General features: G+C 60.4%; 16 protein-coding genes. 9 read left to right on the forward strand and 7 right to left on the reverse strand.

All coding sequences use genetic code 11. From position 1 onward, the window contains the following. The first annotated feature begins 39 nt into the window (after positions 1 to 39). Complete coding sequence (nfuA, locus tag BW958_RS11435; RefSeq protein ID WP_076575864.1) at positions 40 to 618, forward strand: Fe-S biogenesis protein NfuA; 579 nt, start codon at positions 40 to 42, stop codon at positions 616 to 618. A gap of 62 nt (positions 619 to 680) precedes the next feature. Here nfuA and gpsA read toward each other — a convergent pair whose 3' ends face one another. From gpsA to BW958_RS11450, 3 genes are read right to left on the reverse strand one after another with little or no spacing between them, the layout of a single operon-like run. Beyond that, positions 681 to 1685 (reverse strand): NAD(P)H-dependent glycerol-3-phosphate dehydrogenase, encoded by a 1005-nt coding sequence (gpsA, locus tag BW958_RS11440; RefSeq protein ID WP_076575865.1) that lies wholly within the window; start codon positions 1683 to 1685, stop codon positions 681 to 683. A gap of 1 nt (position 1686) precedes the next feature. Further along, complete coding sequence (secB, locus tag BW958_RS11445; RefSeq protein ID WP_076575866.1) at positions 1687 to 2157, reverse strand: protein-export chaperone SecB; 471 nt, start codon at positions 2155 to 2157, stop codon at positions 1687 to 1689. Between the two features lie 51 nt (positions 2158 to 2208). Beyond that, positions 2209 to 2640, reverse strand: coding sequence for a rhodanese-like domain-containing protein (locus BW958_RS11450; protein WP_076575867.1), 432 nt, complete (start codon positions 2638 to 2640; stop codon positions 2209 to 2211). 212 nt (positions 2641 to 2852) lie between these two features. Between BW958_RS11450 and gpmM the strand changes: the two genes are divergently transcribed. From gpmM to BW958_RS11470, 4 genes are all read left to right on the forward strand, one after another. Then, the gene (gene gpmM, locus BW958_RS11455) at positions 2853 to 4382 is read left to right on the forward strand and encodes a 2,3-bisphosphoglycerate-independent phosphoglycerate mutase (RefSeq protein WP_076575868.1); all 1530 of its coding nucleotides are present in this window, start codon (positions 2853 to 2855) and stop codon (positions 4380 to 4382) included. Positions 4383 to 4391: 9 nt separating this feature from the next. Then, on the forward strand, positions 4392 to 5684 hold the full coding sequence (gene envC, locus BW958_RS11460) for a murein hydrolase activator EnvC (RefSeq protein ID WP_076575869.1): 1293 nt from the start codon (positions 4392 to 4394) through the stop codon (positions 5682 to 5684). A 177-nt stretch (positions 5685 to 5861) separates the two neighbouring features. Further along, positions 5862 to 7082, forward strand: a complete 1221-nt coding sequence (locus BW958_RS11465) for an ammonium transporter (RefSeq protein WP_218641762.1) — start codon at positions 5862 to 5864, stop codon at positions 7080 to 7082. Between the two features lie 60 nt (positions 7083 to 7142). Further along, a complete protein-coding gene (locus BW958_RS11470) occupies positions 7143 to 8150 on the forward strand; it encodes a substrate-binding domain-containing protein (RefSeq protein ID WP_076575870.1) in 1008 nt (335 codons plus the stop codon). A gap of 66 nt (positions 8151 to 8216) precedes the next feature. Here BW958_RS11470 and BW958_RS11475 read toward each other — a convergent pair whose 3' ends face one another. From BW958_RS11475 to BW958_RS11485, 3 genes are read right to left on the reverse strand one after another with little or no spacing between them, the layout of a single operon-like run. After that, positions 8217 to 8858 (reverse strand): bifunctional 4-hydroxy-2-oxoglutarate aldolase/2-dehydro-3-deoxy-phosphogluconate aldolase, encoded by a 642-nt coding sequence (locus BW958_RS11475; RefSeq protein ID WP_076575871.1) that lies wholly within the window; start codon positions 8856 to 8858, stop codon positions 8217 to 8219. A 20-nt stretch (positions 8859 to 8878) separates the two neighbouring features. Next, positions 8879 to 10675, reverse strand: a complete 1797-nt coding sequence (edd, locus tag BW958_RS11480) for a phosphogluconate dehydratase (protein WP_076575872.1) — start codon at positions 10673 to 10675, stop codon at positions 8879 to 8881. Then, complete coding sequence (locus BW958_RS11485) at positions 10672 to 11181, reverse strand: gluconokinase (protein ID WP_076575873.1); 510 nt, start codon at positions 11179 to 11181, stop codon at positions 10672 to 10674. The genes edd and BW958_RS11485 overlap by 4 nt, the downstream gene beginning before the upstream one ends. Positions 11182 to 11346: 165 nt before the next feature. Here BW958_RS11485 and BW958_RS11490 point away from each other — a divergent pair, with 165 nt between their 5' ends. The 4 genes from BW958_RS11490 (at position 11347) to BW958_RS11505 (ending at position 18546) form a co-directional block, all read left to right on the forward strand. Then, a complete protein-coding gene (locus BW958_RS11490) occupies positions 11347 to 12708 on the forward strand; it encodes a GntP family permease (protein WP_256701990.1) in 1362 nt (453 codons plus the stop codon). A 158-nt stretch (positions 12709 to 12866) separates the two neighbouring features. Further along, on the forward strand, positions 12867 to 14216 hold the full coding sequence (pssA, locus tag BW958_RS11495; RefSeq protein WP_076575875.1) for a CDP-diacylglycerol--serine O-phosphatidyltransferase: 1350 nt from the start codon (positions 12867 to 12869) through the stop codon (positions 14214 to 14216). 104 nt (positions 14217 to 14320) lie between these two features. Beyond that, positions 14321 to 16390 carry an ATP-dependent DNA helicase RecG gene (gene recG / locus BW958_RS11500; protein WP_076575876.1) on the forward strand — a complete coding sequence of 690 codons (2070 nt, stop codon included), beginning with the start codon at positions 14321 to 14323 and terminating at the stop codon, positions 16388 to 16390. Positions 16391 to 16419: 29 nt separating this feature from the next. After that, positions 16420 to 18546 carry an AsmA family protein gene (locus BW958_RS11505; protein ID WP_076575877.1) on the forward strand — a complete coding sequence of 709 codons (2127 nt, stop codon included), beginning with the start codon at positions 16420 to 16422 and terminating at the stop codon, positions 18544 to 18546. A gap of 6 nt (positions 18547 to 18552) precedes the next feature. Here BW958_RS11505 and BW958_RS11510 read toward each other — a convergent pair whose 3' ends face one another. Then, positions 18553 to 19455 (reverse strand): bifunctional GNAT family N-acetyltransferase/hotdog fold thioesterase, encoded by a 903-nt coding sequence (locus BW958_RS11510; protein ID WP_076575878.1) that lies wholly within the window; start codon positions 19453 to 19455, stop codon positions 18553 to 18555.

The following is a 19455-nucleotide window of genomic DNA, read 5'->3' on the forward strand; positions in this document are numbered from 1 at the left end:
AAATACCCTAGTCGTTCACTCAGGTTTATGAGGACAGTAATGATTACCATCTCCGAAGCCGCACAGGCTCATTTTCGCAAGCTGCTGGAGAAACAACCGGACGGGACCAATATCCGGGTGTTTGTCGTCAACCCCGGTACGCCCAACGCCGAATGCGGTGTCTCCTACTGCCCGCCTGATGCCGTGGATCCGGATGATCAGCATCTGCCGTTCAGTGGCTTCGATGCCATGATCGACGCGCTGAGCGCTCCGTTTCTGGAAGAGGCCAGCATCGATTTCGTCACTGACCAGATGGGTTCCCAGCTGACCCTGAAGGCGCCCAACGCCAAGATGCGCAAGGTGAGTGATGATGCGCCGCTGATCGAGCGTATCGAGTACGTGCTGCTCTCCGAGGTCAACCCCATGCTGGCAGGTCACGGCGGCAAGGTCACCCTGACCGAGCTGACCGATGATGGCTTTGCCATCCTGCAGTTTGGTGGTGGTTGCAACGGGTGCTCCATGGTCGATTACACCCTTAAAGAAGGGATCGAGAAGCAGTTGCTTGAGAAATTCCCGGGCGAGCTCAAGGGTGTCAAGGATGCCACTGAGCACTCGCGTGGCGAACACTCCTACTACTGATCGGCGATTCAAACAAAAGGCCCCGCCAGTTGGTGGGGCCTTTTACATGGTGCAGAAAGACTTTATTCGTCTTTCTTGTCGCGCGAGAGCAGGGCGATAGCGGCCTCTTTCGGGTTTTTACCCTCATACAGCACCTTGTAGATCTGCTCGCAGATCGGCATCTCGACGCCACAGCGGGCCGCCAGCAGATGTACTTCCTTGGTGTTGCGATAGCCTTCCACCACCTGACCAATCTCGTCCATTGCCTGCTGGGTGCCTTTGCCAGCGCCCAGCGCCAGGCCGAAACGGCGGTTGCGTGACTGGTTGTCGGTACAGGTGAGCACCAGATCGCCCAGTCCGGCCATTCCCATAAAGGTCTTGGCATCGGCGCCGAGCGCGACGCCAAGGCGTTGCATCTCGACCAGACCACGGGTGATCAGAGCCGTACGGGCGTTGGCACCAAAACCCAGACCATCGGAGAGACCAGCACCGATGGCGATGACGTTCTTCACCGCGCCGCCTAACTGCAGCCCGACAAAATCCGGGTTGGTATAGACGCGGAACGAGCGGCCGCAGTGCAGCAGATGTGACAGATCTTCGGCAAATGCCGGATCGGTCGATGCGACGGAAATAGCCGTTGGCATACCGGCAGCCAGCTCGCGGGCGAAGGTCGGACCGGAGATGACCGCCAGCGGCATTGCCTCACCCAGCACTTCTCTGGCGACCTCTTGCAGCAGGCGGCCACTGTCAGGCTCGAGCCCCTTGGTGGCCCAGGCAATCCGGCTGTCGGGGCGCAAGAATGGCTTGACCCGGGTCAGCACGTCGCCAAATACATGGCTCGGTACGACCAGCAGCAGCACGGGGGCGGCTTGTACGGCCTCGTGCAGATCGGCTGTCAGCAGCAGTGAGTCAGGGAAGGGGACATCCGGCAGGAATGCCTTGTTGCAGTGGTCTTGTGTCAGCTCTGCCACGTGGGCGGCATCGTGGCCCCAAAGCAGGGTTGGATGGCCGTTACGGGCCAGAGAAATGGCAAGGGCGGAGCCATAAGACCCCGCCCCCAAGACCGAAATCGCAGCCTTGTCACTCATTTCAGGCTTCCGCGGTGGCCTGTTGTGCCTGCAGTTGAGCCACGTGTTGAGCGAACAGCGCGTCAAAGTTGACCGGCGCCAGGTTCAGCTGCGGGAAGGAACCACGGTTAACCAGCGCAGCCACGGTTTCGCGGGCATACGGGAACAGGATGTTCGGGCAGAAGGCGGCCAGGCAGTGAGCCAGTTGGGCTTCCGGCATGTTGCCGATGGTGAAGATACCGGCCTGATGCACTTCGCACAGGAAGGCGGTGTCTTCACCCAGCTTGCAGGTGACAGTCACGGTCAGCACGACTTCATAGATGCTTTCAGCCAGCAGGTTAGTCTTGGTGTCCATGTCCAGGCTGATTTCCGGCTGCCACTCCCGCTGGAACACGTGCGGGGTGTTCGGTGCTTCGAAGGAGACGTCCTTGATGTAGACGCGCTGGATGTTGAATTCGGGTTGGACTTCCTGATTGTTGATTGCTTCAGCCATTTACTTGATTCCTTTGATGAGCGATACGGGGCGACAGCCCTGTCTTCGTATTTAGCGCTTCTTGGTGACCGGCAGATTGTCGGCGCGCCACTGGGCCATGCCGCCAGCCAGAATGTATACCTGCTTGAAGCCGTGCTTGTTCAGGGTACGCGCAGCCGCACCTGCTCTCATGCCGGTTTCGCAGACCACGATGATGGGGTCTTCCTTGTGCTTGTCGACCTGACCGAGATTGTTGCTGTCGATGTCGCTCTGGATGATGTTGTGGGCGCCAGCCAGATGGCCACGACCAAATTCATCCAGGGTACGGACATCAACGACAACAGCATTTTCGCGGTTGATCAGCATGGTAGCGCCGTGGTTGTTGACGCTCTTGATGGGGGAGAAAGCCGAGCGCACCGTGGTGTAGATCAGGGTGCCGGCAAGACCGAACCAGGCTGCAGTCAGCAGCGGGTTGCGGGTCGCAAAATCCAGATACTCTTGCATCTTTCCTACAATCCAAAACCAAATTCGTGACAAGGGCCCGAGTATACATGGGGCAGTTGAGAAGATCAGCCTTCATTCTGGCAAAGCGGGAGCGGGCTCTCAGCGCGCTGTGCCGGGGGCTGGCGGATCAGGTGACTATTTCGGCGGATGTAGTAATATTACGCTAGTTTCGTTTCCCCATAATTGATATCAATCCGAGAGGACATAGTCTTATGTCAACAGCCAAGAAACCCCTGGTCCTGATCATCATGGACGGCTGGGGTTACAGCGAAAAGACCGAGTTCAACGCTGTGGCCGCCGCCAAGAAGCCGAACCTCGAGCGTCTTGCCCGTGACTACACCAGCACCCTGATCTCCGGCTCCGGCCTGGATGTGGGTCTGCCCGACGGTCAGATGGGTAACTCCGAAGTGGGTCACGTCAACATCGGTGCCGGTCGCATCGTGTATCAAGAGCTGACCCGCATCTCCAAGGACATCCAAGACGGTCCTTTCTTTGAGAACGTCGAGCTGGCCAAGGCTGTTGATTCTGCCGTGACCAACGGCAAGGCCGTGCACATCATGGGCCTGATGTCTCCGGGTGGCGTACACAGCCACGAAGAGCACATCATGGGCATGATCGAGATGGCTGCCAAGCGTGGCGCCGAGAAGATCTACTTCCACGCCTTCCTGGATGGCCGTGACGTACCGCCGCGCTCTGCCCAAGGCTCCATCGAGCTGTTCGATGCCCTGTTTGCCAAACTTGGCAAGGGTCGCTTCGCCTCCATGATTGGCCGTTACTACTCCATGGACCGTGACAACCGCTGGGATCGCGTACAACAGGCTTATGACCTGATGACCCAGGGTAAGGCCGAGTTCACCGCCGAAAGCGCCACCGAAGCGCTGGCTGCTGCCTATGCGCGTGACGAGAACGACGAGTTCGTCAAAGCCACCCGTATCGGTGAAGCCGCCCCTATGGTTGATGGCGATGCCCTGATTTTCATGAACTTCCGTGCCGACCGCGCCCGTGAAATCACCCGCGCCTTCGTCGATACCGACTTCACCGGTTTCGCCCGCGAAGCGACTCCGGCCCTGAACTTCGTGATGCTCACCGAGTACGCCGCCGACATCAAGACCGCCTGTGCCTACCCGCCGACTGCTCTGGTTAACACCCTGGGCGAGTGGCTGGCCAAGCAGGGCAAGACCCAGCTGCGCATCTCCGAAACCGAGAAGTATGCTCACGTCACCTTCTTCTTCAACGGTGGTGAAGAGTCCTGCTTCGTGGGTGAAGATCGCGAAATCGTGGCCAGCCCGAAGGTTGCTACTTACGATCTGCAGCCGGAAATGAGCTCTGGCGAGCTGACCGACAAGCTGGTTGCTGCCATCAAGAGCGGCAAGTACGACGTCATCATCTGTAACTACCCGAACGGCGACATGGTTGGCCACACCGGTGTGTTCGATGCGGCCGTCAAGGCGTGTGAAGCGGTTGACCACTGCATCGGTCGCGTCACTGACGCGCTGGCCGAAGTGGGTGGCGAGTGCCTGATCACTGCCGACCACGGTAACGCCGAGAAGATGATGGATGAAGAGACCGGTCAAGCGCACACCGCTCACACCAATCTGCCGGTTCCGCTCATCTACTTCGGTCGCAAGGCTGAAATGGCTGAAGGTGGCAAGCTCTCTGATCTGGCTCCGACCATGCTGACCCTGATGGGTCTGCCGGTACCGCCGGAAATGACTGGTAAGCCCCTGGTGAATTTGAAATAATTCCGCCCCATGCGGGGACGGACACTGATTTCAAGATACCTCTGTCGCGTCGGCCTCTTGGCCGGCGCGCTGTTTTATTGCCTCACTACCACGGCTGCGCCAGCCCCCACCGCCGACCTTGGCAAGGTGCAAGGGCAGATCAAAGAGCAGCAGAAAACCGTCAAACTGGGTAAGCAGGAGCTGGCCAAACTGGCCGAACAGCTGCGCAGTGATGAGCAGGCGGTCTCCAGTGCTGCCGCCAAACTCAGTGATACCCAAACCCAGCTCAAACAAAGTGAAGCCCGCATCCAGACCCTCACCCGTGAAAAGCAGGAGCTGGAGCGTCAGGCCACGCGCCAGAAGGCGATGCTGGCCAGACAGGCCCAAAGTGCCTTTATATCGGGTGAACACGATTACCTTAAAATGCTGCTAAATCAGCAAGATCCCAACCGTATCAGCCGTACTCTCGATTTTTACGCCTACTTCAACAAGGCGCGTATTGAATCCATCGAAGCCCTGCGCACGACCCAGCAGAAGATCACCGCTAACCAGAAGGCGAGTGAAGAGATGCTCGCCCGGCAGCAGGCGCTGCTCGATGACCAGAAACAGCAGCACCAAAGCCTGCTGGCCAGTCAGCAATCCCGCGAGAAGACCCGTCAGCAGTTGCAGCAGGATGTGCAGAGCGACGAAGCCAAGCTGGGCAGGCTGCTTAAGGCCGAGCAGAAGCTGAAAGCGCGTCTCGAAGAGTTGCGTCGCCAGCAGGAAGAGGCTGAGCGCCGCGAACAGGAGCGTCTGGCCAGGATCAAGGCCGAGAAGGAGCGGCTGCGCAAACAGGCCGAGCATGCCAAGCAGGATGAGGCGCGCGAGCTGGCCCGCCAGCAGAAACAACTGGATCAGGAAGAGACCGCCACCCGCCGTTACAGCTCGGGGCTAAGCACCAGTGCCCGTCTCAATTGGCCGGTGCAAGGGCCCATTCTTATCTCTTATGGCACCCGCCGCACTGCCGAGCTCAAGTGGAAGGGCACGCTGATCGGTGCCGCTGAAGGGGCTCAGGTCAAGGCGGTTGCGCCCGGCAAGGTGGTCTATGCCGACTGGCTGGATGGTTTTGGCATGTTGCTGGTCATCGATCACGGCAAGGGCTACATGAGCCTGTATGGCCACAACCAGTCGTTGCTGCGTAAGGTGGGTCAGAAGGTTGAACAGGGTGAGCCGGTGGCACTGGTCGGTAACAGCGGTGGCCAGGATCAGACCGGACTTTACTTCGAGATTCGCTATCAGGGTGAAGCCATCAATCCGGCCAAGTGGCTGGCGCGCGGCGGTTAGTTGCCCGATCTTGGTGCTTCGCCTTCTAGTGGGGCACCAAAATGACTCAATGCTTTCTACTGGGGCCCATTTTAGGGCCCTTTTCCATGGCACGACTCCTGCTGTGCTGGCCCCTTGCCGTTGCTGCTCACCTCGATGTGGGTAGCAGATAACAACAAATGGAATGAGGGACACACAGTGCAGGATAACAACGCCATCGCCACGCTGGCCCAGAGCGCGGACACCTTGTTCGTGCTCGGCGGTGCCATCATGGTGCTCGCCATGCATTCGGGCTTTGCTTTTCTCGAGCTAGGCACAGTGCGCAGCAAAAACCAGGTCAACGCTCTGGTCAAAATCATCACCGATTTTGGTATCTCGACCCTGGCTTACTTCTTTATCGGCTACTGGATCGCTTATGGCCGCACCTTCTTTGCCGATGCGCCGACGCTGGCGGTGGGACAGGGCTATGAACTGGTCAAATTCTTCTTCCTGCTGACCTTTGCTGCCGCGATTCCGGCCATCGTCAGTGGCGGCGTGGCCGAGCGGGCCCGCTTCTATCCCATGCTGCTCTGCTCGGGTCTGACCGTTGGCTTGGTCTATCCGGTATTTGAGGGGATTGCCTGGAACGGCAACTATGGCATTCAAGCCTGGCTGGAGCAGCAATTTGGTCACCCCTTCCATGATTTCGCCGGCTCGGTGGTGGTGCATGCCGTGGGTGGCTGGATTGGTCTGGTGGCCGTGGCGCTGCTTGGGATGCGGCGTGGTCGCATCCGTGGTGGTCAGCCGGTCGGTTTTGCTCCCTCCAACATTCCGATGCTGGCGCTGGGCGCCTGGGTGCTGACGGTTGGCTGGTTCGGTTTTAACGTGATGTCGGCCCAGAAACTGGCCGGGATCAGCGGGCTGGTGGCGCTCAATTCGCTGATGGCGATGGTCGGCGGTACGCTGGTTGCCATGCTGCTTGGTCGCAATGACCCCGGCTTTATCCATAACGGCCCGCTGGCTGGTCTGGTGGCGGTCTGCGCCGGCTCCGACCTGATGCACCCGATCAGCGCGCTGCTGGTGGGTGGCGTGGCTGGCGGTATCTTTATCGGTGCGTTTACCTGGCTGCAGCGCAAGGTGCCGCGGGTCGATGACGTGCTCGGTGTGTGGCCGCTGCATGGTCTGTGTGGGGCCTGGGGGGGCTTGGCCGCCGGTATCTTCGGTCATCCTTATCTGGGTGGCATGGGCGGCGTCAGCTTCGCCAGTCAGCTGCTCGGCACCCTGATGGGGATCGCGGTCGCCCTGATTGGCGGCGCGCTGGTCTATGGCCTGATGAAAAAGCTGGTGGGTCTGCGTTTGAGCGAAGAGGAAGAGTTTATCGGTGCCGACCTCGCCATCCACCATATCGCCGCCACCAATCAGGAGAAGGCGCCGCTCTGACGGCTGACTTTGGGTCCGGGAACGGGTATGTTACACGTAACATTTTCCGCCGGACCTGCCATGAACGAAAATCGCAAACGCCGCCCGACCCTGCAAGATATTGCCGAGTTGGTCGGCGTGACCAAGATGACGGTCAGCCGTTACCTGCGTGACCCCGCCTCGGTCGCCGAGGCGACACGTCTGCGCATCGCTGAGGCCGTGGAGTCCCTCGGCTATATCCCGAATCGGGCGCCAGATATTCTCTCCAACGCCACCAGTCGCGCCATCGGCATTCTGTTGCCCTCTCTCTCCAACCAGGTTTTTGCCGCCGTCGTGCAGGGGATCGAGTCGGTCACCCGGCCAGCCGGCTACCAGACCTTGCTGGCTCACTATGGCTACAGTCCCGAGCGGGAAGAGGAGCAGATTGCCTCTCTGCTCTCCTATCACGTGGATGGCTTGATCCTCTCCGACAGCCAGCATACCGAGCGCACGCGCAAGATGATTGCCACGGCCGGGATCCCGGTGGTGGAGACCATGGATTTCCCCAGCGATCCCATCGACATGGTGGTGGGGATGGATCACCGCGCCGCCGCCCGTGGCATGACCAATCTGCTGTTGGCGCGTGGGCGTACCCGCACCGTCTATCTCGGGGCGCGGCTCGATGTGCGTACCCGGCTACGGATGGAAGGCTATTACGATGCCATGCAGGCAGCTGGGCTGGAGGGTCGTCACCTGCTGACTGGCAACTCGTCCACCTTTACCCTCGGCGGCGAATTGCTGGAGCAGGCGCTGGAGCGCTGGCCCGATCTGGACGGCCTGTTTTGCACCAATGATGACCTGGCGGTCGGTGCCATCATGCGGGCTCAGGCACGTGGCATCGCGGTACCGCAGCAGATTGCGATCGCAGGCTCGAACTCCTTGAACATCGGTCGCGCCATCTCTCCCCGCTTGGCCAGTATCGTCACGCCGCGTGAAGCGATTGGGCGTGAGGCGGCCACCCTGCTGCTTGCCCGCCTCGGCGGGCAGCCGATTGACCAACCAGTGCGTGATCTTGGCTTCACCCTGTTTGAAGGGGAAAGTCTGGGCTAGCCACCCGATGTCATAACCAAACAGGCCACCCCGCGGTGGCCTGCGTCATTGCTACAGATGGGGCGCTTAGCGCTGGGTCAGAGCAACCGCCTCACGGGTGAGGCGGGTGATCTCCTGCCAGTTGCCTGCTTTAATCGCCTCGGCTGGCAGCATCCAGGAGCCGCCAACGGTGGCGACGCATTTCAGGGCCAGATAGTTGGCCACGTTGTTCGGGCCAACACCGCCGGTCGGGCAGAAACGAACCTGCGCCAGCGGCGCCGAGATGGCAGCCAGTGCCTTGGCGCCGCCATTGGCTTCGGCGGGGAAGAACTTGAGATGATCATACCCGGCCTCAAGCGCCTGCATCACTTCGGAAGGCGTGGCAACGCCCGGGATCAGCGGCACGCTGCCCTTGGCGGCGTGGGCCAGCAGGGAAGGGGTCATGCCGGGGGAGATGACGAAGCGTGAGCCCGCCGCAACCGCCGCATCGTATTGATCGGCATTGATAACGGTGCCGGCACCCACCATCGCTTCGGGCATTGCCTTGGCGATGCGTTCGATGGCCGCCAGTGCCACCGGGGTGCGCAGGGTGATTTCGAACACCGCAATGCCACCTGCAAGCAGCGCTTCTGCCATTGGCAAGGCCTGATCCAGCTCGTTGATGACCATCACCGGTACCAGCGGCGAGGCGGCAAAGACGGCGGCAGGGGAGAGGTTCCAATTCTGCATCATGATTTCCTTGGTTACGCTTACTCGAAAATGGTGGCGCCGCACTCGGCACTGGAGACGGCGCGGCGCATCACACCAAACAGCTCGCGTCCCCAACCATCCTGCTCGGCACTCAAATCAATGGCGGCCGGTTCACGACCGCCGAGATCGCTCAGGCAGGTCAGGCTGCCCCGCTCGGCGTCCAGCTGCAGCAGATCGCCGTCACGCAGCAGCGCGATGGCGCCACCGTGCAGTGCTTCCGGGGTGACGTGGATCGCGGCCGGGATCTTGCCCGAGGCGCCGGAGAGGCGACCATCGGTGACCAGCGCGACCTTGTGACCGGCTTTTTGCAGGTTGCCGAGAATCGGCATTAATTTGTGCAGTTCGGGCATCCCGTTGGCTGCCGGGCCGTTGTGGCGCACCACGATCACTGCATCCTGATTGAGCTCGCCTGCCTTGTAAGCTGCTTCTACCGCGTGCTGTGATGAGAACACCCGCGCGGGTGCCTCGATCAGGCGATGTTCGGCGGCGACCGCCGATACCTTGATCACGGCGCGTCCCAGATTGCCATCGAGCACCTTGAGACCGCCGATCGACTGAAACTGCTGACCACTGGCGGCCAGCACGTCCGGATGACGGCTCTCTCCGGCCTCTTTCCACACCAGCTGGTCCTGCTCAAGCTCCGGGTTTTTCAGGTAATCAGCCATGGATCCAAACACCGGCGTGGCATCGAGATGCAGCAGGTTCAGCTCAGCCAACCGGTGCAGCAGGCCCGGTACCGCGCCCGCTTCCTGGAAGGCGTTGATGTCGGCCGGACCGTTGGGGTACATCCGCACCAGCAGCGGCACCGCATCGGAGAGATCGCTTAAATCATCCCAGGTCATGAGCAGGCCAGCCTGACGGGCAATCGCGACCATGTGGATACTGTGGTTGGTGCTGCCGCCAGAGGCGAGCAGGGCCACCAGACCGTTGACCAGACTGCGCTCGTCGAGCACTTCGGCCAGCGGACGGAACTGACCCGAGCCCCCGGTCATGGCGCTGATACGCTGGGCCGCCTCGCGGGTCAGGGCATGGCGCAGCTCGCTGTGCGGATGCACAAACGCTGAGCCCGGCAGCATCAGCCCCATCGCTTCAAACACCAGTTGGTTGGTGTTGGCGGTGCCGTAGAAGGTACAGGTGCCGGCCGAGTGGTAGGCGTTGCACTCCATTTTCAGCAGGGCATCGCGTCCCACTTGCCCGGCCGCGTAGTGCTGGCGAATTTTTACCTTCTCGTCGTTACTGATGCCGGTGGCCATCGGGCCGGCTGGTACAAACGCGGTGGGCAGATGGCCATAGGAGAGCGCGCCCATCAACTGACCCGGGGCGATTTTGTCGCACACACCGAGCAGCAGGGTGGCATCAAAGGTGTTGTGCGACAGGGAAAGCGCCGTGGCCTGGGCAATCAAATCGCGGGAGAAGAGGGACATGTCCATCCCCGGCTGACCCTGGGTGACGCCGTCACACATGGCTGGTACGCCGCCGGCGACCTGGGCGCTGTGGCCCAGCTCGGCCAGCGCCGCCTTGATGATGTCCGGGTACGCCTGGTAGGGCTGGTGGGCGCTCAGCATGTCGTTATAGGCCGTCACGATGCCGATGTTGGCCCGGGTCATATCGAGGATGCGGGCTTTCTCGTCACTGTCACAGGCGGCAACGGCGTGGGCCAGATTGCCGCAGGCCAGGCCGGCGCGCACCTTGCCCTTGCTGGCCATCTGCTGCATGCGGGCCAAATAGGCGGCGCGGCGGCTCTGGCTGCGTTCGCGAATGCGGTCGGTGACTCGCGCGATAACGGGATGAATCATGACTCTGCCTCCAGGGCATGAACGGCACGCTCCACAACCTGATCGAAGCTGCCTTCAATGTTGATACAAATGACGCCGGGTTCGCCTTGTGGCCGCTCCAGTGCATCAAACTGACTTTGCAACATGGCCTCTTTCATAAAGTGACCCTGGCGCCCTTTCATGCGCTCGAGAATCAGGCTGAACTCGCCATCGAGGAACAGAAAGCGCACCGAACTGTTGCCGTCGCGGATAAGGTCGCGGTATTGGCGTTTGAGGGCCGAGCAGACGATCACACCCACTTCATTTTTGTGCTCCAGACTGTAAGCCGCATCGCGGATTCGCTCGAGCCAGGGAATGCGGTCGTTATCGTCAAGGGGATTGCCGCTGGCCATCTTCTGGATATTGGCGCGCGGGTGCAGATCATCGCCATCAATAAACTTGGCTCCGATACATTGCGCCACCTTGGCTCCTACCGAGGATTTGCCGCTGCCGGACACTCCCATCACGATAATGCTTTTTCCCGCCATAATTTGACCTCTATCTCACTTCTTAAAAATCACGTGTCGGATGGGTTCTAAGTTACCACGTTACCGGTAACATGTTACCGGTAACGTTACGCAGTGTGAAGTGGAGCACATAAAAGTGCAGAGTAACAACAAGAACCAATTGAGGACATAAATATGGATGGAGCGGTGAACACACCCGATGTGGCATATCTGCTATCCGTTGCGGGTGGTGCCATCGTCTTGCTGCTTGTGCTGATCATGCGATTCAAGGTGCACGCCTTTGTCGCCTTGACGCTGGTCAGCCTGATCACTGCGTTGGCGACTGGAGTGACCTATGACCAGGTCATCCCGACACTGCTGAGCGGCTTTGGGGCCACGCTGGCCTCGGTTGCCTTGCTGGTGGGTCTCGGCGCCATGATTGGCCGGATCCTCGAGATGACCGGTGGCGCCAAAGTGCTGGCCGATACCCTGATTAACCGTTTCGGACCGCACCGTGCACCGATGGCGTTGGGTGTGGCTTCCCTGATGTTCGGGTTCCCCATCTTCTTTGATGCGGGCCTAATCGTGATGCTGCCGATCATCTTTAGTGTGGCAAAACAGTTCGGTGGCTCGGTGCTCAAATATGCCCTGCCATCGGCCGGTGCCTTTGCGGTGATGCATGCCTTTTTGCCGCCCCATCCGGGCCCGGTTGCCGCCAGTGAACTGCTGGGTGCCAACATTGGTTTGCTGACTGTCGTTGGGCTGCTGGTTGCCATCCCGACCTGGTATATCGGTGCCTATCTGTTTGGTCTGTGGGCCGGTAAAAAGTTCGAGATCCCGCTGCCAGCGACCTATGTAGCCGACGAGCAGGTCAAGCACACCAATGCGCCGAGTTTTGGTCAGGTTATCTCGGTGCTCTTGTTGCCGCTGGTGCTGATCTTCATGGATACCGGGCTTAACACCCTCGGCGCCATGGGCATTGTCGACAAGAGTGCCCACTGGGTGAACATACTTCGAATGGTGGGTAAAACCCCGGTGGCGCTGCTGATCACCGTGATGTACTCCCTTTGGATGTTCCGCCTGACCCAGGGCAAGGTTCAGCTCGAGAAGTTCTGTAACGACGCACTCGGTCCGGTTTGTGCGGTGATTCTGGTGACCGGTGCCGGTGGTATGTTTGGCGGTGTGCTGCGTGCCAGTGGCATTGGTGCTGCCTTGGCGGATGTACTCTCCGATACCGGCATGCCGGTCATTCTGGCCGCCTTCCTGGTTGCCACTGCACTGCGGGTGGCGCAAGGCTCTGCGACCGTGGCGTTGACCACTACGGCAGCCCTGATGGCGCCAACCGTGGCAGCTACTGCCGGGCTCAGTGAACTGGATCTGACCTTTATCGTGATCGCCATTGCCGGCGGCTCGACTGTGCTGTCGCACTTTAATGATTCCGGCTTCTGGCTGGTGGGGCGCTTCCTTGGCATGGACGAGAAAACCACCCTTAAAACCTGGACTGTAATGGAAACCCTTTTAGGAACGGTGTCGTTCACGATTGTGGCACTGGCCAGCATCGTGTTCTAACCAGAGAACGACAGGGTCGGGTCCAAACCGGCCCTGTTGTTCTGTTGTCTGTATCGACTTTTTATCGATTCTTGCTTGGGAGCAGAGCCACACGTTGCTAGAATTGCCCATTCCTCGTTTCGAGTGGAACGTGTAACGCAGTGATTTCAGGTCTTTCTATGCATTTTCCGGCTCATTACCGACAGCTGCTTGAACAGCTTCCCAAGATCGCCGTAGCGGCTGATCGTGTTGACGTGCTCTACAGCGCCAAAGATTTCAAGCAGCGCATTCTCTCCCTGATTGAGCAGGCGACCGTGCGCATCTATCTGGTGGCGCTCTATCTGCAAGATGACGCTGCCGGGCGTGAAATCCTGGCTGCCCTGTATGCCGCCAAGGCGCGCAATCCGGCGCTGGATGTGAAGGTGTTCGTCGATTTCCACCGTGCCCAGCGCGGCCTGATTGGCAAAGGTGCCCAAGGCGGCAATCATCTGCTTTATCAGGCGCAGGCTGCCGAGCACAAAGAACACATCGAGATTTACGGCGTACCGGTTAAAGGGCGCGAGCTGCTGGGGGTGCTGCACCTCAAGGGCTTTATCTTCGATGACAGCGTGCTCTATTCGGGCGCCAGTCTCAACGATGTCTACCTGCATCAGCAGGATCGCTACCGTTTCGACCGCTATCACCAGATTCAGAGTGCTGAACTGGCTGGCGCCATGGTGCGCTACGTGAACGATTATTTTCTCACCAGCGAGGCGGTGCAGCGACTGGATCGTCCGGCTGTGCCCACCGCCAAGCAGCTCAAGGGCGCGATCCGCCGCTTCAAGGGGATGTTGGCCAGCAGTCACTATCACTTTAACTCCGGCCTGGCCGGTGAGGGCGAAGTGGCGGTGACGCCGTTGGTCGGTCTTGGCAAACGCCGCAACGAGCTCAACTGGATGATCCGCAATCTGGTGCGCAGCTGCGAGCGCGAGATCTTTATCTGCACGCCTTATTTCAACCTGCCCAAAGAGCTGGCCCGTGATATCGAGCGGCTGCTGCGTTATGGCAAGCGGGTCACCATAGTGGTGGGTGACAAGACCGCGAACGATTTCTACATTCCGCCGGAAGAGAAGTTTTCGACCATCGGTGGTTTGCCTTATCTGTATGAGGCGAACCTGCGCAAGTTTGCCCAGCGTAATCAGCGCTTTATCGACAACGGTCTGCTCAATATGCAGCTCTGGTGTCACGAGCGTCACTCCTATCACCTGAAGGGCATGTTCGTCGATGGTGAATGGGCGCTGTTGACCGGTAACAACCTCAACCCGCGCGCCTGGGCACTGGATCTGGAAAACGGCATTCTGGTGCAGGATAGCCAGCGTCTGCTCGGCGAACGCTTTGGCCGTGAGAAAGAGAATATCCTGCAGCATACCCGCCGGGTGGCCCACTTCGATGACGTGGAGCAGATCAGTGATTATCCGGAGCAGGTGCGTCGCCTGCTGGCGCGTATCCACCGGGTCAAGGCTCACCTGTTGCTCAAGCGCATCATCTGATTTGGCCCGTCAGGGCACCCCGACCACATTCCAAAGGCCTCCCGTTTTCGGCAGGCCTTTGTTATTCTCTGGACATATTTACAGTATCGTCGGGCATCTGGTTGATGAAATTGGATAAAATCCCGCTGGACAGCCTCAAGGGGGTGGGCGGCAAGATGCAGGAGAAGCTGGAGCGGCTGGGATTGGCCACGGTCCAGGATCTGCTGTTTCATCTGCCGCACCGCTATGAGGATCGCACCCGGGTCTGGCCGATCGGCGATCTGCTGCCCGGCTCGACCTGTGCGGTCGAGGGGGAGATCCAGGACAACCAGTTGGTGATGGGACGCAAGCGCATGCTGGTGTGCCGCGTCAGCGATGGCTCTGGCACCGTCACTCTGCGCTTTTTCAATTTCACCGCCGCCCAGAAAAACAGCCTTACTGCCGGACGCCTGATCCGCTGCTTTGGCGAAATCCGTCCCGGCAAGTTTGGCCTCGAAATTATCCACCCCGAATACAAGCTGCTCGACGAGACCCAGGCTGGCCAGATCGAAGAGGCGCTCACCCCTGTTTATCCCACCACCGAAGGGTTGCGTCAGCAGACCTTGCGCAGTCTCACCGATCAGGCGCTGGCTCTGCTCGATGAGTTTGGTGTGGAGGAGCTGCTGCCTGCCGGACTCTATCCGACCCAGATCTCGCTTGGCGCAGCGCTGCGTCTGCTGCACCGTCCGCCGCCTGATGTGGCACTTGATCAGCTCGAGAGTGGTCGCCATCCAGCCCAGTCGCGACTGGTGATGGAAGAGCTGCTGGCGCACAACCTCTCGGTGCTCAAGGTGCGCGCCAAGGCGCAGACCCAGCGTTCGGTCTCGCTGCCGCCAGCACCGGATCTGGTCAATCAGCTGCTTGCCGCCTTGCCGTTCACCCCAACCGGTGCTCAGCAACGGGTGGTGGCCGAGATCAGTGTCGATCTGCAGCGCTCCCATCCCATGATGCGGCTGGTGCAGGGGGATGTTGGCTCGGGCAAGACGCTGGTGGCTGCATTGGCGGCGTTGCAGGCGATTGGCAACGGTTATCAGGTCGGGATGATGGCGCCGACTGAACTATTGGCCGAGCAGCATGCCATCAACTTTGCCCGCTGGCTCGAGCCGCTCGGCATTCAGGTCGGCTGGCTGGCGGGCAAGCAGAAGGGAAAGGCGCGCGAGAGTGCTCTGGCCGCCATTGCCGATGGCTCGGCCGCCATGGTGGTGGGCACTCACGCCATCTTTCAGGAGCAGGTCAACTTTCAGCGTCTGGGGCTGGTCATCATCGACGAGCAGCACCGCTTTGGGGTGCATCAACGGCTGGCGCTGCGTGAGAAAGGCGAGCGTGATGGCGTGCATCCGCACCAGCTGATCATGACCGCGACGCCGATCCCGCGGACGTTGGCGATGACCGCGTATGCCGATCTCGATACCTCGATCATCGACGAGCTGCCGCCGGGCCGTACGCCCATCACCACGGTCGCGGTGCCGGACACCCGCCGCAGCGATGTGATAGAGCGGGTGAAATTGGCCTGCAGCGAGGGCAAACAGGCCTATTGGGTCTGCACCCTGATCGAAGAGTCTGAGGTGCTGGAGTGTCAGGCAGCCGAAGACACGGCCGCCGAATTGCAGCGCCTGCTGCCCGGACTGCATATCGGGCTGGTGCATGGCCGCATGCGGCCGGTCGAGAAGCAGCGGGTCATGGAGGAGTTCAAGGCCGGTATCCTGCAACTGCTGGTGGCGACCACCGTGATTGAAGTCGGGGTGGACGTGCCCAATGCCAGCCTGATGATCATCGAAAACCCCGAGCGGCTTGGTCTGGCGCAATTGCACCAGCTGCGTGGCCGGGTCGGTCGGGGGGCGGTCGCCTCCCACTGCGTACTGCTCTACCACGCCCCCTTGTCAAAAACGGCGCAGAGCCGGCTTGGTGTGCTGCGTGAAACCAACGATGGCTTTGTGATTGCCCAGCGCGACCTTGAGCTGCGTGGCCCCGGCGAGTTGCTGGGGACCCGCCAGACCGGGCTGGCTGATTTGAAAATTGCCGATCTGGTGCGTGACCAGCCGCTGATACCCCAGGTGCAGAAGCTGGCCCGTTACCTGATGGATCACCATGCCAGTCAGGTCGATCCCCTGATCCGCCGCTGGCTCGGGGTGCGTGAACACTATTCGGCGGTCTGATTGCGACCAGAATCCCGGGAGGAGAAGCGATGAAGTCCTGGCTACGAGCCCTCATGTACACCTTTGCCTTCCTGATGCTGCTCATCTGGGTTGCCTTAGGGCTGTTTGATGCCGATCGCGCCAAGGAGCCGCTGGCCCGCTGGTTATCGACCCAAAGCGGAGAGCCGGTCACCATCGGCAAGTTGATGTTCAATCCACTGCACCCCTACACCCTGCTTGCCGAGCAGGTGAAGGTGGGCAATGCCCTGACACTCGACAAGCTCTATGTGGAAGTGGAGTCGGTGGACTGGCTGCAGCGCGATGTGCGACTGGCACACCTTGATTTGATTCGCCCACAAATCACCCTGCCCTTGCCGGAAGGGCTGCCGACGCTACCGATCAATCGCCTCAGCGTGGCCGATGGCCGTATCGATCGCCTCTCCTTGAGTGGGCCGCTGGGCAAGGTGACGGGCCTTTCAGCCGGGATCCGCGACTGGCAGCTGATCGATCAGGGTCACCCTCCGCAGGCTAATCTCACTCTTTCTATCAATGCGCTGGAAACGCCCTGGCTGGCCCTGTCACGACTCTCTTTGACCGGCCGGTTGGAGGGGCAGAAGCTGTCGGTAGACAAGCTGGTGGCCAACGCCTTTGATGGCATGCTCGAAACCGACATGGTGCTCGACTGGGGGGCGCGCAGCCTGCAGCTCGATCGCTTCAAGGCCACTGGCATGAACATCGAGCTGGGCGATCTCAACAAATTGCAGTTTCCGCTCGATCAGGTCTCCATCAGCCACGGTGAGCTGGTGCAGGTCAGCCTCAATGCGCTGACCCAGTCCATTGGCCTTAACGACATCAATGTGAGCCTTGGCGGCATTGAGTGGCAGCGTGGCCAGAGCCCAACCGGTTTTATCCATGGCTCGCTTGGCGAAATCGGCAGTGGCTTGTTTCAGCTCGAAGGGATCAATGCAGACTTTGCCATGTATCCGGATCGCATCGATGCCGAGCTCAAGGGCAAGGCCTATGATGGCGATTTCAACCTTGAGCTAAGCGCCGCACCGGCTCGCTCGGAATGGACCATCAAGGATCTCACCCTGAGCGGCATGGAAGTCTCGCTGCCCGAGGGGTGGTGGCAGTCATGGCAGAGCTGGCGCCCGTCGCGCCTCGATGTGCGCCGCATTGCGCTGGATCGGATGCGGGTGCTCTCGTTTGACGACGCGGTGCCGCTGTCGCTGATCAACTGGCAGCTGTTTCTTAACGATGCTCGTCTGCAGGACAACCAAGTGGTGCCGCTGATTGGCCGCGCCCGTCTCGAAAGTCACTGGGAAGAGCTGGTGTGGGACGGCCTGTCGAGCCGCAAGGGTGAGCTGCTGCTCGAACTCACTCCCGAGCAGTGGCAGCTGCGCAATCTGGAAAGTGGCCTGCCTGATGATGGGCATCTCAAGCTGGCCGGTAACTGGGGAGTTGTGGCTGGCCAGACCGGGCGCATCACCCTTGATGGAAAAAAACTGGATCTGGAGCAGTGGGGCAAGATTACCCACTCGCCGGTATCGTGGGCTGGCAAGGGCGATCTGGCGCTGGATCTGCAAAGCAGTGACAGCAGCCGCTGGCGCGAGAACCTGACCGGTCCGTTCAGTCTCACTCTTGATGAGCCCTTCTGGGAGGGAGTCAAGATTGATCCTCTGCTCGATCAATGGTTTAGCCAAAAGGCAGCACCATCACTCGATGTGGCTGCCCTGTGGAAAGCGATGCAGCAGGGGGATACCCCGTTCTACCGGATTGCCCTCAAAGGACAGGCTAGTGCTGGCAAGCTGACTCTCGATGGCGGGGCGGGGACGACCATCACCCACCTGATTGCCGCGCGGGGTCAGGTTGATTTGACGACCCAGCAGTGGGGCATCGATCTCGGCGTGTTGAACCGTCAGGGCTGCGCCGAGCTGGTCAGCGAGTGGCGTGGCCCCTGGCGCGAACCAACCGTCGCCTGGCGTTTCCCGGCCGAGAAGAGTGAATGCAGCTGGAACCGGTTGGGCGTGCCTTTCCCGGATCAGGGCCGTGCCGGCAGATTGCGTCAGGTTGACGACGAGACGGCCGCGGCGGCGCCGTCAGCCGAGCTGGCCAGTCAGCCGACCCCTGCCAGTAAGGTGGCAGAGGCCGTCAGTGCCGCCAGCAGCGTGCAATAAGGATAATCAGATCTTGCGAACCGGCTGCACCACGTAGTGGCCGGTAAACTCGGCAGCCAGCTTGTCACCGCTGTAGAGCTGAATCGCCAACCCGAAGCGGGCTGCTTCGCCACCGCGCAGTGGCATCAGCACTGCCGGTAATCCTTCCCGGGCGACCCGGGCTTCCGGGTATTCGTCTATTTGGCGGTAGTAGCGGATATTGCCCTCTTCCAGCACGGTATCGCCAACCAGCCCGACCTCTTTGAGCTGCAGCCAGATCAGGCCCCAGCCGGCCAGCACGCACATACCATAGGCGCTGCCAGCGAACATGGTATCGTGCACGTTCTGGTTAGCGGCCAGGTTGGCAGTGAGGTGGAAGGTCTGGCCGTCATAATGGGTGATGTTGATGCCCATTCGGTCGCACATGGGAATACCACGGGACCAGCGGGTGGCCAGATCCTGGCACCACTCGGAGCGATAGCGGATAGTCTGTAGCGGGGTCAGTGATTTGATCATCTGACGATGGGGGATGTGGCCGAGGGTCATCGGGCCACCACCCACTTCAAGGAAGCCGCACTTGCGGTAGAATTCCACCGCTTCCTGGCGGGCGTTCATCACCAGACGTTTGACATTTTCCTGGCGCGCCAGCTCTTCGAGATCCTCGACCATAAGGCTGCCCAGCCCCAGTCCACGGAACTCGGGCTGAATCGCCATAAAGCGGATCTGTGCCTCGTCACCACCGATAAACAGGCGACCGACCGCGACGGGGCGACCTTCAGGGGTCAGCATCATGCGGTGCAGCGACACCGTGTCATATTCGTCACGTTCGGAGCCAAGCGGCAGGTTGAAAGGCTTGCGCAGCAGTTCCCAGCGCAGCAGATAGTAGGCGTCGAGCTCGGCGTCGGTTTGCGGGGTGACCACCCGGTACAT

The sequence above is a fragment of the Aeromonas sp. RU39B genome, assembly GCF_900156095.1.
Taxonomy (GTDB): Bacteria; Pseudomonadota; Gammaproteobacteria; order Enterobacterales; family Aeromonadaceae; genus Aeromonas.

Bases quoted from the DNA above. Each gene is read 5' to 3' on its own strand.
- nfuA (WP_076575864.1), top strand. From the start codon at position 40: ATGATTACCATCTCCGAAGCCGCACAGGCTCATTTTCGCAAGCTGCTG.
- gpsA (WP_076575865.1), bottom strand. From the start codon at position 1,685: ATGAGTGACAAGGCTGCGATTTCGGTCTTGGGGGCGGGGTCTTATGGC.
- secB (WP_076575866.1), bottom strand. From the start codon at position 2,157: ATGGCTGAAGCAATCAACAATCAGGAAGTCCAACCCGAATTCAACATC.
- BW958_RS11450 (WP_076575867.1), bottom strand. From the start codon at position 2,640: ATGCAAGAGTATCTGGATTTTGCGACCCGCAACCCGCTGCTGACTGCA.
- gpmM (WP_076575868.1), top strand. From the start codon at position 2,853: ATGTCAACAGCCAAGAAACCCCTGGTCCTGATCATCATGGACGGCTGG.
- envC (WP_076575869.1), top strand. From the start codon at position 4,392: ATGCGGGGACGGACACTGATTTCAAGATACCTCTGTCGCGTCGGCCTC.
- BW958_RS11470 (WP_076575870.1), top strand. From the start codon at position 7,143: ATGAACGAAAATCGCAAACGCCGCCCGACCCTGCAAGATATTGCCGAG.
- BW958_RS11475 (WP_076575871.1), bottom strand. From the start codon at position 8,858: ATGCAGAATTGGAACCTCTCCCCTGCCGCCGTCTTTGCCGCCTCGCCG.
- edd (WP_076575872.1), bottom strand. From the start codon at position 10,675: ATGATTCATCCCGTTATCGCGCGAGTCACCGACCGCATTCGCGAACGC.
- BW958_RS11485 (WP_076575873.1), bottom strand. From the start codon at position 11,181: ATGGCGGGAAAAAGCATTATCGTGATGGGAGTGTCCGGCAGCGGCAAA.
- pssA (WP_076575875.1), top strand. From the start codon at position 12,867: ATGCATTTTCCGGCTCATTACCGACAGCTGCTTGAACAGCTTCCCAAG.
- recG (WP_076575876.1), top strand. From the start codon at position 14,321: ATGAAATTGGATAAAATCCCGCTGGACAGCCTCAAGGGGGTGGGCGGC.
- BW958_RS11505 (WP_076575877.1), top strand. From the start codon at position 16,420: ATGAAGTCCTGGCTACGAGCCCTCATGTACACCTTTGCCTTCCTGATG.
- BW958_RS11510 (WP_076575878.1), bottom strand. From the start codon at position 19,455: ATGTACCGGGTGGTCACCCCGCAAACCGACGCCGAGCTCGACGCCTAC.